Origin of the sequence: Bradyrhizobium sp. AS23.2, assembly GCF_001908185.1 — a bacterium.
Lineage (GTDB): Bacteria > Pseudomonadota > Alphaproteobacteria > Rhizobiales > Xanthobacteraceae > Bradyrhizobium.
The window spans coordinates 12,229-27,859 of the sequence record NZ_LGHM01000041.1 but is presented as its reverse complement, the minus strand read 5'-3'; the positions used below and the strand labels follow the sequence as shown (position 1 = coordinate 27,859).

At 65.4% G+C, this 15,631-nt stretch carries 12 protein-coding genes and 1 pseudogene; 3 read left to right on the top strand and 10 right to left on the bottom strand.

Annotated features, from left to right (window positions below):
* Window positions 1-2: 2 nt before the first annotated feature.
* The gene (locus AC630_RS09070; RefSeq protein ID WP_074118126.1) at window positions 3-1,220 is read right to left on the bottom strand and encodes a cytochrome P450; all 1,218 of its coding nucleotides are present in this window, start codon (window positions 1,218-1,220) and stop codon (window positions 3-5) included.
* 83 nt (window positions 1,221-1,303) lie between these two features.
* Here AC630_RS09070 and AC630_RS09065 point away from each other — a divergent pair, with 83 nt between their 5' ends.
* Entirely contained in the window at window positions 1,304-1,810 is a 507-nt protein-coding gene (locus AC630_RS09065; RefSeq protein ID WP_074118125.1) for a MarR family winged helix-turn-helix transcriptional regulator, read from the top strand.
* Between the two features lie 402 nt (window positions 1,811-2,212).
* Here the strand turns inward: AC630_RS09065 and AC630_RS09060 are convergent, their stop codons facing one another.
* On the bottom strand, window positions 2,213-4,066 hold the full coding sequence (locus AC630_RS09060) for a feruloyl-CoA synthase (RefSeq protein WP_074118124.1): 1,854 nt from the start codon (window positions 4,064-4,066) through the stop codon (window positions 2,213-2,215).
* Between the two features lie 149 nt (window positions 4,067-4,215).
* On the opposite strand from AC630_RS09060, the gene AC630_RS09055 reads away from it, so the two are divergent.
* On the top strand, window positions 4,216-4,722 hold the full coding sequence (locus AC630_RS09055; protein ID WP_074118123.1) for a MarR family winged helix-turn-helix transcriptional regulator: 507 nt from the start codon (window positions 4,216-4,218) through the stop codon (window positions 4,720-4,722).
* 192 nt (window positions 4,723-4,914) lie between these two features.
* The gene (gene atzF, locus AC630_RS09050; RefSeq protein ID WP_074118122.1) at window positions 4,915-6,720 is read left to right on the top strand and encodes an allophanate hydrolase; all 1,806 of its coding nucleotides are present in this window, start codon (window positions 4,915-4,917) and stop codon (window positions 6,718-6,720) included.
* Between the two features lie 144 nt (window positions 6,721-6,864).
* Here atzF and AC630_RS09045 read toward each other — a convergent pair whose 3' ends face one another.
* The 8 genes and pseudogenes from AC630_RS09045 to AC630_RS09010 all read right to left on the bottom strand — a co-directional run bounded on the left by AC630_RS09045 (window position 6,865) and on the right by AC630_RS09010 (window position 15,529).
* Window positions 6,865-7,587 (bottom strand): GntR family transcriptional regulator, encoded by a 723-nt coding sequence (locus AC630_RS09045; protein ID WP_074118121.1) that lies wholly within the window; start codon window positions 7,585-7,587, stop codon window positions 6,865-6,867.
* A 4-nt stretch (window positions 7,588-7,591) separates the two neighbouring features.
* Window positions 7,592-7,984 (bottom strand): oxalurate catabolism protein HpxZ, encoded by a 393-nt coding sequence (gene hpxZ, locus AC630_RS09040; RefSeq protein WP_074118120.1) that lies wholly within the window; start codon window positions 7,982-7,984, stop codon window positions 7,592-7,594.
* A gap of 1 nt (window position 7,985) precedes the next feature.
* The gene (locus AC630_RS09035; RefSeq protein ID WP_074118119.1) at window positions 7,986-9,380 is read right to left on the bottom strand and encodes an AtzE family amidohydrolase; all 1,395 of its coding nucleotides are present in this window, start codon (window positions 9,378-9,380) and stop codon (window positions 7,986-7,988) included.
* Between the two features lie 7 nt (window positions 9,381-9,387).
* The gene (locus AC630_RS09030; RefSeq protein WP_028182059.1) at window positions 9,388-9,567 is read right to left on the bottom strand and encodes a DUF4089 domain-containing protein; all 180 of its coding nucleotides are present in this window, start codon (window positions 9,565-9,567) and stop codon (window positions 9,388-9,390) included.
* 19 nt (window positions 9,568-9,586) lie between these two features.
* Window positions 9,587-11,390 (bottom strand): annotated as a pseudogene (locus AC630_RS09025) (dipeptide ABC transporter ATP-binding protein).
* A 289-nt stretch (window positions 11,391-11,679) separates the two neighbouring features.
* Complete coding sequence (locus AC630_RS09020) at window positions 11,680-12,579, bottom strand: ABC transporter permease (RefSeq protein ID WP_074118158.1); 900 nt, start codon at window positions 12,577-12,579, stop codon at window positions 11,680-11,682.
* A gap of 10 nt (window positions 12,580-12,589) precedes the next feature.
* On the bottom strand, window positions 12,590-13,603 hold the full coding sequence (locus tag AC630_RS09015) for an ABC transporter permease (protein WP_074118118.1): 1,014 nt from the start codon (window positions 13,601-13,603) through the stop codon (window positions 12,590-12,592).
* 303 nt (window positions 13,604-13,906) lie between these two features.
* Window positions 13,907-15,529 carry an ABC transporter substrate-binding protein gene (locus AC630_RS09010; protein WP_074118117.1) on the bottom strand — a complete coding sequence of 541 codons (1,623 nt, stop codon included), beginning with the start codon at window positions 15,527-15,529 and terminating at the stop codon, window positions 13,907-13,909.
* Between the last annotated feature and the right edge of the window lie 102 nt (window positions 15,530-15,631).

The following is a 15,631-nucleotide window of genomic DNA, read 5'->3' as shown; positions in this document are numbered from 1 at the left end:
CGTCAGGCCGGGGTGATGGTAACAGGCAGGCTGTCGAGCCCGCGCAGCGTGTTGTTGAAGCGACGTTTGGGTTCGCCGCTGATCTCGATTTTCGCGATCCGCCGCGCCAGCGCGGTCAGCATCACCTCGCCTTCGAGACGCGCGACAAACTGGCCGACGCACATGTGGATGCCCGAGCCGAAGCCGACATGGCCGGAGGCACGGCGGGTGATGTCGTAACTGTCCGGCTTGTCCCAGCGGCGCGGATCGCGGTTGGCGGCGGCGAGGAACATCAGCACTTTCTCGCCCTCGCCGATGGTCGCGCCTGACAGTTCGACCTCGCGCGTCGTGGTGCGGAAGAAGGTCTGCACCGGGCTCTCGAAGCGAACGGCCTCCTCGAAAGCGTTGCGCGCAAGCGAGAGATCATTGCGCAGGCGCTGCCACTGATCGGGGAAGCGTGCGAGGCAATAGACCGCCGCGCCGATGCCGTTGACGGTGGTGTCGAGGCCGGCCGAGAGCAGCGAGCGCACCAGCAGCGGCGCCTCGGTTGCGGTGATCGCGCCCTCGTCGACATGGGCGTGGATGCAGGCGCCAAAGCCGCCCGGCGCAAGGTTCTCGCGCTGGCATTGCTCGGTGACATAGGCCTGGTGCGGCGCCGAGCGCGCAATGGCCTCCTGGCGTAGTTCGTTCGGCGGGCCGAAGGCGTTGAACACGAGGCTCGCATAGGGAATGAGATGCTCGCGGCCCTCCGGCTTCAGCCCCAGCGCATCCGGGAAGATTGAGAGCGGATAGGCTTCCGCAAGATCCGTGATCGCGTCGAAGCTGCGCTGTTCAAGTAGCGCATCCACGCGCTCCTCGGCCGCCGCGGCGAAGCGGTCGCGAACCTGCTTCATCACGGTGGGTGACAGCACCTTTGACAACACCGCGCGCGTGCGCGTGTGCGCGGGCGGGTCGGCCTCCAGGATCAGGCTCGGCGGCCGCCACGGCTTTTCCTTCTTGAAGTCGCTCAAGCCTACGCCCCTGCTGGAGCAGAAAGTCGCGGGATCGTTCAGCACGGCATGGACCTCGGCATAGCGTGCCACGCCGTAGACATTCCACTTGTCGAGATAGACGACAGGCCCCGCCTCTCGCAGCAACTCGTGCGTGGGATACGGGTCTGCAAAAAACTTCATGTCGAAGGGGTCGACGTCGAGATGCGGGACGGCCGAGCCGTTGATTTCCGGGGAGCTTGATGCGCTCATTGAAGTTCTCCCTCACTTTGATCTTGTGAAAGGGCGGCGCATGCCCTTAGGTCTGCGAGCACGCCGCGAGTCAAAAACCCGATATGCCGCCGCCTTCGACCAGATCCCGACAGAAGCCTGCGCCCGCGGAAGCGGGGCCGACGCTCGATCTCGATCGTTACGTTCCGGCCTTCATCACCTTCATCGCCAACAAGCTTTCGAACAGCGCGACCGCGTTCTATCAGCGGCAATTCGGCGTCAACGTCACGGAATGGCGGATCATGTCGCTGCTGGCGATCGAGCCCGGCATTCCCGCCTCGCGCATCTGCCACGTCATCGGCTTCGACAAGGGTCCGGTGAGCCGTACGCTCGCCGGCCTGGAGAAGCGCGGGCTGGTATCGATCCGCACCGATCCAAACGACGGTCGCACCCATTCGATCTCGCTGACGGCGAAGGGGCGCGCCACCCATGACAAGGTGATCGTCGCCGCGTTCGAGCGCGAGCGGCGCCTGTTGTCTTGCCTGAGCAAGGACGAGCGCGAGGTGCTGATCGATTTGTTGCGCAGACTGCACGACAATCTGGGTGCAGTGACGGGCGGCACGGACACCTGACAGGTCGCGCGCCGGGCGCAATCCTCCGTCATTTTCCGGCATGTGCGGGCGTCTGCCTGCGGCACCCTTCCGGCCGAGCATTGTTTCCTCCGAGATCAGGCGCGGCGGTTCCCCCACCGTCATCCTTGTTTGGAACGGTTCGCACAAATTAGTTGCTTGGGCAACAAAAGAATTATGCAGGATATTGCGGCAGGATGGCTGGCGTAATGCACCTGCCCAGCTCTCGTGTCCCGGACGCGCTGCAGCGTGAAACGCTGCTGCGCAGAGCCGGGACCCACGCCGCCACGCGCACTACGAGAGATGGGCCCCGGCTCTGCAGCGCATCACCATAGCGCGTTGAAGACGCGCGTGAACGCGCCTATGGTGCTGCACTGCGTCCGGGGCACGGGAGACGCTAATGCTTCAGCTGGCGCAGCCGATCCACTCGCCCGACGCATCATCGTCCAACCGCGCCACGGCATCCGCGCGCCGGGTTAGCACGGCGCGCTGGTTGATGTAGCCCTTGTCGGTGATCTCGCCCCCATCGACGGACGGCGGCTCGGCAAGCAGCAGCGCCCGCGTGGCATGGCCGGAGGAGTTGGCGCTCTGCTGCTTCAGCTTCACCAGGCCCTCCGCGATTGCCGACCTCACCTTGTCATGCGCCAGCACATCATTCACGCTCGCCGTCTCGGGCAGACCGGCGTGGGTCCGGCACGCTACAGGGTTCGGAAACACCAGGAAACGCACTTCATCGCCGCCATGACCGGTGACGACGATGTCCTGCGCAAGCGGCGCCAGCGCGGCGATGCCGGCGACGCGCAACGTGCCGACGCTGACCCAGGTGCCGGAGTTGAGCTTGAAGTCTTCCGCGACGCGGCCGTCGAAGAACAGGCCGCGCTCCGGCCGCCCGGCGTCCGCGAGCTTCACGGCGTCGCCGATGAGATAGAATCCCTCTTCGTCAAAAGCCTGCTTCGTCAGCTCCGGCGCCTTCCAATAGCCCGGCGTGACGTTGGGACCGCGCACGCGGACCTCCAGCTTGTCGCCGGAGCTGACGAGCTTCAATTCGGTGCCGGGAATCGGCACGCCGATATTGCCGGAGCGCTCGGCGAGGAAATGGCAGTCGGTGGCGAGCGGCGAGGTTTCGGTCGATCCCCAGGCCGAGACCATCGGCAGCGCGCGGCCGACAGTCTCGATGGAAAGCTGCTCGAGCGCGTCCCAGAGGTTTTGGGGCAGCGCGGCGCCAGCATAGAAGGCGAATTTCACCTCGCCGAAGAAGCGGCGGCGCAGCTCCTCGTCCCCGCGCAGCGCCGCGATCAGCATGTCGAAACCGCGCGGCACGTTGAAATAGACCGTCGGCATCACGCTTTTCAAATTGGCCAGCGACGTCGCAAAGAGACCGGGCGCAGGCTTGCCGCCGTCGATATAGAGCGAGCCGCCGTTGCGGAGCACGAGATTGAAATTGTGGTTGGCGCCGAAGGTGTGGCTCCAGGGCAGCCAGTCGAGAATGACGAGATCGCAGCCAGCTTGCTCGAGGAAGGTCCAGGTCTGCGCCTTGGCCTGCTGGCTCGAGGTCAGCATGCGCTGGGTGTTGATGACCGCCTTGGGCGCGCCCGTCGAGCCTGACGTGAACAGGAATTTTGCGATCGTGTCCGGCGTGACAGCGGCGAAGGCCTTTGCGACGCCGGGCGTTTCGGGCGTCGCCGCGATGGCGCGGAAGGCAAGCGCATCTGCGTCGCCATTGCCGCTGATGATCTGCGCCTTGTGCAGCGGCCTGATCGCCGCCAGCGCAGCCGCAAATGGTCTGGTCGCGGAGACATAGATCGCGCCCGGCTCCAGCAGGCCGATCATGCTCTTGAGCTTGTCGAAATCCCTGGACATCAGCGAATAGGCGGGCGAGATCGCCGCGGAGGGCACGCCGACATGCTGGGCTGCGAGCGCAAGCAACGCATGGTCGATGCTGTTGTCGGAGAGGATGACGATCGGGCGCTCGGGGCAAAGACCCTGCGCCAGAATCCAGGACGCTGCCCCGCGTACCTGCCGTAACGCCTGCGCATAGGTGACGGTAGTCCACGGCACTTCGGCGCTGCCGCGCTCGGCGAGGAAGATCGTATCAGGCGTTTGCAGCGCCCACTGCTCCAGCCAGTCGCCGATGCAGCGTGCGCTATCGCGCAGCGGCTCGGGCGAGCGCAGCACGATGCTGCCATCCGCGCGAGGCTCGGCGACGGTCTTCGGCGTTGCGAATAGGCTTGCGGCCTCACCGCGTTGGGCGGTTGTCATGGTTTCCTCCTCGCCCGGACGTCCGGATCGGCCGCGGCCTCGTTCCGGGCCGCGTTGGCCACAATGTTGGGCGTGGCAATTGTTGTCGTCAACAACAATCTTCCGCTCAAGTCGTCGAGGCGCTAAGGTTGCGCGGCAGGAGACATGATGTGACAGCCAGCGCAGCCCGAGCCGACACCCGCCTATCCCCGCGCAAACGCGCCGGCAACGGCCCGGCGCGGCGGATCGACGCGGACGAGATCGGCCTCGACGCACTGGTCGGCCACGCCGGCTATGCCGTGCGGCGCTTTCAGATCTGGATCTTCCAGGACTTCATCAAGACGCTCGGCGATGTCGACATCCGGCCGACGCAATATTCGGTCATGACGGTGATCGGCGCCAATCCGGGCCTGTCGCAGATGGCGGTGGCCAAGCGCCTCGGCATCGAGCGCGCCCGGCTCGTGCATCTGCTCGACAGCCTCGAGCAGCGCAAGCTCGTGAAGCGGATCAAGTCGAAGGCGGACCGGCGCTCCCACGCGCTGCACCTCACCGCGCAGGGCGAGACGGCGCTGGCGAAATTCAAGCGCCTCGCCGCGGAGCACGAGCGCCATGTCGAGGCGAAGATCGGCAAGGAGAACCGGGAGCGTCTGCTCCAGATCCTCGCCGGCTTCACGTGACCCGGGCCGCCCAATATTTGCGCAAATGCACCTAACAGGGCGTGGGCATGACGGCCCGTTCGACAATCGAACGCTCCCCAAGCCACTGATGCCTCGATAATATCTGAAGCAGACGCTCTGCTCGGATATTGTACACAATGGCACACTGCTTGCTTCAATCCGGGTGAACACAAGTTGCCGGAGTTTTGTCGCATGGGGGCTGAGCAGCCTGAAACGATCACCGCTATTGTGGCCGCGCATCGCGCGGGTACACTGACGCCGGCGCAGACGATCGCGCGGACGTATCAGCGCATCCGCGACCACAGAGATCCCGCCGTCTTCATCAGCCTGCGCGACGAGAAGGACGCGATCGCGGAAGCCGAGAAGCTCGCCGCGAAGGATATCGCCGGGCTGCCGCTCTATGGCGTGCCGGTCGCGGTGAAGGACAATATCGACGCGCTGGGATTTCCGACCACGGCGGCCTGCCCGGCCTTTTCCTACACGCCGGCGCATGACTCGACCGCGGTGGAGCGCCTGCGCGCCGCCGGCGCCGTCATCATCGGCAAGACCAATCTCGACCAGTTCGCGACCGGCCTCGTCGGCGTGCGCTCGCCTTACGGCATCCCCAGGAACTCGATCCGCGAAGGTCTCGTTCCCGGAGGCTCAAGTTCGGGATCGGCGGTCGCCGTCGGTGCCGGGCTGGTGCCGCTGTCGCTGGGTACGGACACCGCCGGCAGCGGGCGCGTGCCGGCGATGCTCAACAACATCGTCGGGCTGAAGCCGAGCCTCGGCATGATCTCGACCGCCGGTCTCGTGCCGGCCTGCCGCACGCTCGACTGCATCTCGGTGTTCACGCTGACAGTGGACGACGCCGCGCTCGCGCTGTCGGTGATGGCAGGCCCCGACCAGGCCGATCCATTCTCGCGCGACCGGCCGCTGGGGCCGATCACGCCGTTCCCCACGAACCTGCGCCTCGGCGTGCCGCGCAACGGGCAGTTGATCTTCTTCGGCGACAAGAAGACGGAAGCCGCCTATGCCGATGCGCTGAAGCGCTGGACAGCGCTTGGTGCTGATCTGGTCGAATTCGACCTCGAGCCGTTCTACGAGACGGCGCGGCTGCTGTATGAAGGCCCATGGGTCGCAGAACGCTATCTCGTGATCCGCAACCTGCTCGCCTCTGCCCCTGATGCGATCCACCCGGTAACGCGCGAGATCACTGCGGCCGGCGCGCGGCTGACCGCGACGGAAACTTTCGCGGCGCTCTACCGCCTGCAGGGCCTGCGCAAGATCGCCGAGCGCACCTTTGCCAATATCGACGCGCTGGTGCTGCCGACAGCGCCGACGGCCTATACGACCGCGCAGGTGCTCGCCAATCCGATCGAGCTCAACAGCCGGCTCGGCACCTACACCAATTTCGTCAACCTGCTCGACCTCTGCGGCCTCGCCGTGCCGGCAGAGATGCGTGCCGACGGCATTCCGTTCGGGATCACGCTGCTTGCGCCCGCGGGACGCGATGCGCTGCTCGCGAGCATCGGCCGCGTGTTCCATGCGGATACCAAGCTGACCGTTGGCGCGAGGGGCGTGCCGCAGCCACCGCTCACGCCGCTGCCTGCAAGCACAGGCGACGGGATCCCGATCGCGGTCGTCGGCGCGCATCTCTCCGGCATGGCGCTGAACGGCGAATTGAAAGCGTTGAACGGACACCTCATCGAGGCGACCAGGACCGCGCCCGACTACAAGCTCTATGCATTGAAGACCACGCCGCCGAAGCCGGGCATGTTGCGCGTCGAGGCCGGCAAGGGTGCTGCGATCGAGTTGGAGATATGGTCGCTGTCGTCGTCCGCCTTCGGCAAGTTCGTCAACGCGATCCCCGCGCCTTTGTCGATCGGCACAGTTCGACTTGCTGACGGCCGCAGCGTGAAGGGATTCATCGTCGAGCCTGAAGTGTTGGGCGATGCCCGCGACATTACTGCGTATGGTGGCTGGCGCGCGTATATGGCGGAAGCGGCAACGGGGTAATTCTCGTGTCCCGCGCGCAGCGCATCACGCAGTGGTGCGCTGCTGAACCGGGACCCATGGAGCTGGCTATACGCGGTGCATAGATGGGTCCCGGCTCTGCGGAGCAGCGCTACGCGCTGCACCGCGTCCGGGACACGGACGCATCTACACCGACACCGCGTAGATCTCGTACTCCCCGCGCACCAGCTCGATATGCGCGCGCATCGCCACCGCGGCGCCCTGCTTGTCGCCGCGCATGATCGCGACGACGACGCGGTCGTGCTCGGCCTGCGATTTGGCAAGACGCCCGAGGTTGCGGAACTGGGCGCGGCGGAACGGCTGGACGCGCACGCGCGTCGCCAGCGTGATCTCGGCGATGTAACCGTTCTGCGATCCCGCATAGACCGCGTTGTGGAAGCGCTCGTTGACCTCGTGGAAGCGATCGGGATTGCCGGTGTAGCTCAACACCCGCAGCTCTTCGTGGATGGCCTCCAAGCCGTGACGCTCGGCCGCAGACATGCGCTCGGCCGCAAGGCCGGCGCACAGCGCCTCGAGCTCCGCCATCGCTTCGAACATGCTCTTCAGCCGCTCGATCGAGGGCTGCGCCACCACCGCGCCGCGATGGGCCCGCGATTCGACGAGGCCGCTCGCCACCAGCTGGCGCAGCGCTTCGCGCACCGGCGTGCGTGAGACGTTGAAGCGGCGCGCGATGTCGGTCTCGTCGAGCGGCGCGCCGGGGGCTAGGGTTCCGCGCACGATCTCGTCGGCGAGCTGCAAGCGCAGCTCCTCGGCGCGCGTGACCTTATGCACGCTGGGCTGCGCGCGGTCGACGCGCGGCACCACCGGCTCGGCCGACACTGTCCCCTGCGGAAAGGCGTCAAGCGTCATGCGATCAGGTCTCTTTCGACTCGTCGATAATGCTGACATGGGCGGCGACGACGCGCCAGCCCTCCGGGAAGCGAATCCAGGTCTGCATCTGCCGGCCGACCTTGCCGGGCGCTGTGTCGCGATAGAACAGGGTGGAGGCCACGGCCGTGTCGCGGCCATAGCTCGATATGACGGTTTTGGCGGTGCGGCGGTTCAGGCCGACCGGCGAGCGTGCGGCGCGGAAGCCGGAGATCGCCTCGTATCCGTAGAGGTTCTCGCCGATGCCGTAGCGCAGCGTGCGCGGATCGTTGCGAAAGAGCTCGCCGAGCACCGCGACCTCGTTGGTGACGAGGGCCTTCTCATAGCGCTCGAACGCGGCTTTGACTTCCGCGATCACGTCGAGGAGATCGATCTCCATCTCAAATTCCTTTCGGCGACGGCGCTGATGCCACGCCCATCTGTTCCAACGCGTACGCGACACGCAACGCGACGTCTTCGCGCCAGGGCGCGGCGATGATCTGCACGCCGATCGGCAACGGTTCGAGCGGCACCGGCACAGCGACCACCGGCAGGCCGATGAACGAGATCGGCTGGGTGTGGATGCCGATATTGGCGCGCACCGGCAGCTCCACGCCGTCGAGGTTGAAATTCACCTGGCCGAGCTTCGGCGCGGTGCAGGGGGTTGCCGGCGCGAGCAGCACGTCGACCGACCTGAAGATCTCGGCAAGCTGCGCGCGATACCAGCGGCGGAATTTCTGCGCGCGGTCGACCAAGGGCGCCGGCACCATGGCGCCCGCAATCAACCGGTCGCGCACGGCAGGGTCGAAATCGTTCGGACGCCTGCGCAAGCGATCGAGATGCAGCGAGGCGCCTTCGGTCGTGGTGATGACATAGGCCGCCGCACGGGCGCGTGAGGCTTCGGGGACATCAATCACCCGCGTTGCACCGAGCGCCTTGGCGACGCGGCTGACGGCTTCGACTGCCTCGGGAAACACGTTCTTCTGAAAATGCCCGCCGGCGATGGCGACGCGCAAGCCTGCGATGGACTCGCCGAGCAGCGGCGCGGCCGGTTCGACGCCGCGCGTGGTGCAGGCGCCATCGTCGGCGTCCGGCCCCTGCATGACATCATATGCTAGCGCGAGATCGGTGACGGAGCGCGCGAACGGACCGAGATGATCGAGGCTGGCCACGAACGGGAACGAGCGCGCCCGCGACAGCCGGCCATAGGTCGGCTTCAGGCCGAAGATGCCGCAGAAGGAGGCCGGCACGCGGATCGAGCCATTGGTGTCCGAGCCGAGTGCGAGCGGCACCAGCGCGCCGCCGACGGCGCTCCCCGAACCGCCGGAGGAGCCGCCGGTCATGCGCGTCGTGTCATGCGGATTGCGCGAGGGGCCGTCATGGACGTTCTCGCCGGTGAAGTCGTAAGCGTATTCGCCCATGTTGAGCGCGCCGACCAGCACCGCGCCGGCCGCCTCCATGCGCTCGATCAGCGTCGCGTCGCGCTTCGCCGGCGCGAGGTCGCGGTTGATCTTCGAGCCGGCACGCGTCGAGAGGCCCGCGACGTCGAACAGGCTCTTCACTGCGAAGGGGACGCCGGCGAGCGGGCCGACTTTCTTGCCTGCGGCAATGTCGGCGTCGATCGCAAGCGCCCTGGCACGGGCGCGCTCGGCGGTGACGTCGGTGAAGGAGTTGAGAGTGGTGTCGTGCCGCTTGATGCGCGCGAGAGCCGCTTCAGTGGGATCGATCGCGGACATCCTGCCGCCGGCAACCGCGCTCGCGATATCGGAGGCTGTCATCTCTGGCTTGATGGTCATGGCAACATCAGGCCGTAAAGACAGGCGCCGGCTCGGTCTCGTCCGGCAGCGCGAATTCGTCGACAAGGCGGGCGAGCCGCAGCGACACTTCGAGATTGGCGCGAACCGCCGGCCGCCAGGCCTCCTCGACCGGCAGCGCGAGCGCCTTCGATACGGCGTCGATATAATCGTCCAACGGCTCGGCCATCACACTCCCAAACAATCTCTTAGTGCACCGGCAACGGCGGATGCGGAATCGCCGTCAGTAGTTCCTTGGTGTAGTCGTCCTTGGGATCGCTGAGGACCTTCTCGGAAGTCCCCTCTTCGACGATCCGCCCCGCCTGCATGACAATGACACGATCGCACAGCAAGCGCACTACATTCAAATCATGCGAGACGAACAGGTAGCTCATCCCCAGGCGCAGCTTGAGGTCCTGAAGCAGGTTCAGGACGACTGCTTGCACCGAGACGTCCAGCGCCGCCGTCGGCTCATCCAGGATGACGAGCTTGGGGTGCAGGGCGATGGCGCGGGCGATGCCGACGCGGGCCTTCTGTCCGCCGGAGAGCTGGTGCGGGAAACGGTCGAGCAGGTTGAGCGGCAGGCCAACCATGGTGGCCAGCTCCTCGCAGCGGGCGCGGAGCGCGTCGCGGCCCCTGATCTCGCCGAGCAGCAGAAGCGGGTCGGCGATGGCGCGCGCGGCGGTGAAACGCGGATTGAGGCTGTCGGTCGGGTCCTGGAACACCATCTGGATACGGCTGCGCTGTGGCAGCCGGGCAAACGCTGCCGGCGCGATGCCGCCGATGTCCTCGCCATCGAACTGGATCAGGCCTGAGGTCTGGTCGAGGAGCCGCATCACCATCATCGACGTCGTCGATTTGCCGCAGCCGGATTCGCCGACGAGGCCGACGCTCTCGCCGTGGCCGATCGAGAAGCTGATGCCGTCGACCGCGCGGAACACGTCCGGCTCGGGCGGGGGCTTGCGGCCGAACAGCTTTCCGAGCACGGCGGTGGCGCCCTGGCGGGGATATTCCTTGACGAGCTTTTCGACGAGGAGGAGGGGTCTCTCCCTCTCCCCGCTTGCGGGGAGAGGGTCGGGGTGAGGGGGGACTCTCCACGGGCGGAGTGCTTGGAGAGTCCCCCTCACCCGCCGCACTTCGTGCGTCGGCCTCTCCCCGCGTGCGGGGAGAGGCGAAGGAAGCGCCCTCCTCCTCCGGCAGCAAGTCTCTCAACGACACGCCGATCCGCGGGGTCGCGCGCATCAGCTTCTTCGTATAGGGGTGCTGCGGATTGGCGAAGATGTCGGCCGCCTTTGCCGTCTCGACCACGCGGCCCTTCTCCATCACTACGACGCGGTCGCAATAGGCTGCCGCAAGGTCGAGATCATGGGTGATCAGGATGGTCGACATCGCGCGGCGCTTGGTCAGCTCGACGATCAAATCCATCACCGCCTTCTGCGTGGTGACGTCGAGGCCGGTGGTCGGCTCGTCCGCGATCAGGAGCTGCGGGTTGCAGGCGAGCGCGAGCGCGATGACGACGCGCTGGCACGTGCCGCCCGAGAGCTCGAACGGATAGGCGTGGTAGCGCTCGCGCGGGCGGGCGATCTTGACCTGCTCCAGCGCTAGAAGCGCCTTCTCGCCGCGATCGGCGACCTGGGCCTGCTGGACATGGGTGCGCAGCACGTCCTCGATCTGATCGCCCACTTTTCGAATCGGATTGAGCGCGGCGCGCGGGTTCTGGAAGATCATCGAGACTTCGCGGCCGCGCAAATCGCGCATCTGGGCTTCGGTCGCGGCCTTCACGTCGATGCCGGAGAACATCACCGAGCCCTCGGCGATCTTGCCGGCGCGGTCGAGGATGCGCATCACCGCGTAGGAGGTCACCGACTTGCCGGAGCCGGACTCGCCGACGATGGCGAGCGTCTCGCCCTTGGCGACGGAGATGTTGACGTGCTGCACCGCCTTGACGATGCCGCGGCGGGTGGTGAATTCGACGGTGAGGTCCTGGACGTCGAGCAGCGGCTGGGCGGTCATGAATGGCTCCCACCCAAAAATGTCGAAAACAACCCCATGCACAGTAGAATGGGGTTGGAATCATTGGAGAATTTCGGCTGGAAATCTGCACGTGAGGTGGCCTCAGCTCTCTCATTCCCTCTCCCCGTTCTTACGGGGAGAGGGTTAGGTTGAGGGGCCTCTATCCGCGCGTGCAATTGCCAGGGGAGTTCGCGGAGAGCCCCCCTCACCCGGTCCGCTAACGCGGCCCGGCCTCTCCCCGCACGCGGGGAGAGGCGAAGGAAGACGCGGCTCAGTCTGGAAACAATCATCACGTCCTCCGCTGCGGGTCGACGATGTCGCGCAGGCCGTCGCCGAGGAGGTTGAAGCAGAACACGGCGATCATCAAAGCGAGGCCCGGGAACAGCGCGATCCACCATTCGCCTGACACCATGAAGCCGGCGCCTTCGGCGACCATGATGCCCCATTCGGCGGTCGGCGGCCGGACTCCGAGGCCGATGAAGGAGAGCCCCGCGGCATTGAGGATGGCATAGCCCATGGTCAGCGACATCTGCACGATCATGATCGGCATGATGTTGGGCAGGATGTGCACCAGCAAGATACGGAATTCGCCGTTGCCCGAGAGACGGGCCGCCTGCACGAAGCCGGCGTTGCGGCGCACGTTGGCTTCGGCGCGCGCAACGCGGGCATAGAGCGGGAAATTCACGATGGCCGTAGCCAGGATGATGTTCTGCACGGTGTTGCCGAGCGCAGCGACGATGCCCATCGCCAGCACGAACAGCGGGAAAGCCATGATGGTGTCGGCGATGCGGCCGACGATGCGATCGGTCCAGCCGCCGAAATAGCCTGCCGCGATGCCGGCGAGGCCGCCCATCAAAAACACCAGCACGACGGAGGCGACCGCAATGAACGTATCGAGCCGCGTCGCCACGATGACGCGGCTGAAGATGTCGCGTCCCAACTGATCGGTGCCGAACCAGTGCGCCGCCGACGGCGGTTTCAGCGCCGCGGCGGTGTCGGAGGCGAGCGGATCATAGGGCGCCACATAGGGACCGAAGATCGCGGCAACGAGGATCAGGATCAGGAGCGCGAAGGCAAAGCCCGTGACCTTGTTCTCGCCCAGCACATAGCGGGTCTGTTCGAGGATCGCGACGAACCCCGAGGTACGTGTGGGACCGACCGGTTCAACAGCCGTCGCAACGGAGCTCATCATCTCCTCCCTACCCTTCCAGCCGCACGCGCGGATCGATCACGCCATAGAGAATGTCGATCACGAGATTGAGCAGCACATACATGACCGCCATGGTCAGCACGAAACCCTGCACCGGCGCGAAGTCCGACGAGATCAGCGCTTCAACCGCGTAGGAGCCGATGCCGGGCCAGGCAAACACCTTCTCCACCAGCACGTTGGCGCCCAGCAGGAACGAGAACACCATGCTGAGCGTGGTGATGACAGGCAGCATCGCGTTACGAAACGCGTAGGTGACAATGACGGTTGAAGGTGACAGGCCGCTGGCGCGCGCCGTGCGGACGAATTCGGAGGCGAGCACCGCCAGCATCGAGGCGCGTGTCATGCGCGCGATCGGCGCCAGCGAGAAGATCGCAAGCGTCGTCGCCGGCAGGATGAGCTGGCTCAGCGCCGAACGGAACGTCTCGAAGTCGCGCGCGATCAGCGTGTCGATCAGGTAGAAGCCGGTCACCGTCGGCGGAGCGCTGTAGAACACGTCGAGACGGCCGAGCGGTGCGGGCGACCAGCCGAGCCGGAAATAGAAAACGTAGACCAGCACGAGGCCGGTGAAGAACACCGGTAGCGAGACGCCCGCTGTCGTCGTCACCCGGCAGAGATGATCGATCCATGATCCCGGTCGCGTCGCCGCCAGCACGCCGAGCGGGATAGCGATGACGATGGAGACGATGAGGCCGAGCAGCGTCAGCTCGGCGGAGGCCGGCAGGCGGTTACGGATCTCGGTCGCGACCGGCTGACCTGTCGTGAGCGAATTGCCGAAATCGCCGTGAGCGAGATCGTTGGTGTAGCGGAAGAACTGCTCGATCAGCGGCTTGTCGAAACCCAGTTTCTTGCGGATCTGCCCGACGGCTTCCTTGGTCGCGGCAGGACCGGCGAAATACGCAGCAGGATCACCCGGCAGCGCGCGCGTGAGCAGGAAGGTGACGATGACGACGCCGATCAGCGAGGGAATCGCGAACATCAGGCGCTTGCCGATCATGGTCAGCATGGTGTGGTGCTCCTGCGCGTGTTGTGCACGCCACTAGCCCCGCGCTCCGTCGCGTTCCCTCCCCCACGCAACCGAGGTTTACCTCGGTTGCGCATTCTTTGTTTGCGCAAGTCGGGCAAGCCCGACTTGCGACGGGGGGAGGGCTAGGGAGAGGGGTGGCCCCAAGCGAGGTCTGAGTTCGTGGCTACCCGCCTCCCTGCCCCTCCCCCGCAAGGGGGGAGGGAATGAGAGAGTGGTGCCCACCTCACTGAAATCAGCACAGCCAACAGATGCCGATGCGTCGCCGACCATCAGCATGACCGCTCACCCCTTCGCCATCGCGCGATAATCCAGGCGGCGGTGGAACCAGTATTGGTATCCGCTGATGTTCTTCTGCATCGCGATGTTGACGAAGGGCTGGTACAGCGGGATGCGCGGGATGTCGGCGTAGGCGAGATCGACGAAGCCTTTCACATCAGTGTCGTAGGTCGCGGTGTCGCCGATCGCGGCGGCAGCGCGCGCGCCGTCGATGAGCTTGTCCATCTCCGCCGACTTGTAGCTCATGGTGTTGAAGACGGAATTGTTGCCGTGATAGCACCAGTAGAAGAAGTACTCGGGGTAATCGAGCCAGCCCGAGAACACGTTGGTGAAAAGCGGCATCTCCTTCTTGTTGAGCTCGGTGCGCCAGTTGGCGCCGGGCACCTTGTTGATGGTGGTCTTGATGCCAAGCTGGGCGAGTGACTCCTGCACCAGCACGCAGAGCGGCTCGTTGACGCCGGCGAAGTTGAGGTCGAACGAGATCGTGGTCTCGAATCCGTTGGCGTAGCCGGCTTCAGTCAGCAGCGCCTTCGCCTTTTCCATGTCGGTGTTGTATTTGTGCGGCTGCGGCCAGGCGACTTCGGTCGGCTTGTCCGCAGGTGCGCCGAACATCGGGTTCGCCAGCCCGAACATCACGGCATCCATGATCTTCTGATAGGGAAGCGCGCAGGCGACCGCTTGACGTACCTTAGGGTTGTCGAAGGGTGGCCTGGTGACGTTCATGCCGATGTACTGGATGCCGTTGGAGAACGGCAGCGACACCACGTTGAGCTTGCCGTTCGCCTTCATCTCCTGAAAATCCTTGTTCGGCAGCTCGTAGGAGATGTCGGCGTCACCGCGCTCGAGCAGCGCGCGGCGGTTGCCCGCTTGCGGCACCATGCGCCAGATCACGCGCTTGATCTTCGGCAAGGGACCACAGACCCAATCGTCGTTGCGCTCCATGATGACTTCGGTGCCGGCGGTCCACTTCGTCACCTTGTAGGCACCGGAGCCCGCGGTCTGCTGTTTCGTGAATTCGAGCCCCCAGGGATCCTTCTCGCTCGCGTTCTTCTTGGCGAGTTCCGAGTTGACGACGCAGGGCACGATGACAGCGAGATCGGGGATCGTCAGCTTGTCCTTCTTCAGGAAATCGACGCGCACCGTGAAGTCGTCGACCACCACGAACTGCTCCGGCTTGGTCAACGAGCCCGCGCTCATCTGGAAGGTGGGGAAGCCGCCAACGCTGACCGCGCGGTCGAGCGACCACTTCACATCCTTGGCGGTCACAGGCGTGCCGTCGTGGAATTTGGCGTTCTTGCGCAGCTTGAAGGTGACCGACATGTCGTCGATCTTCATGTCCTCGGCGAGCTCGCCCTTGAACTTGTCGCGGTCGTAATAGGGCACGCCGCCGGGACCGCTCTTCATCTCATGGCCGATCAGGCGGTCGTAGCAATTCCAGGACACCTCATAGCCGGGCACGTTGGTGCCGACGCCATGGATGTCGAGATTGTTGGGACCGCCTTCCGAGACGATCAACAGCGTTTCGGAGCGCGCGTCGGCCCGGGCTGACGAGATGACGGACGGCATCGCCGGAAGCGCCGCGCCGGCGGCCAATCCGGACACGGACTTGAGGAAATCGCGACGCTTCATGAGACTGCTCCAACACAAGGCTTTTTGCTGGAACAGACTTCGCAAGGTTCGTGCCAAGGCACGCGCTTACGGTAATAGACTGATAGAACGAGGATATTTCTG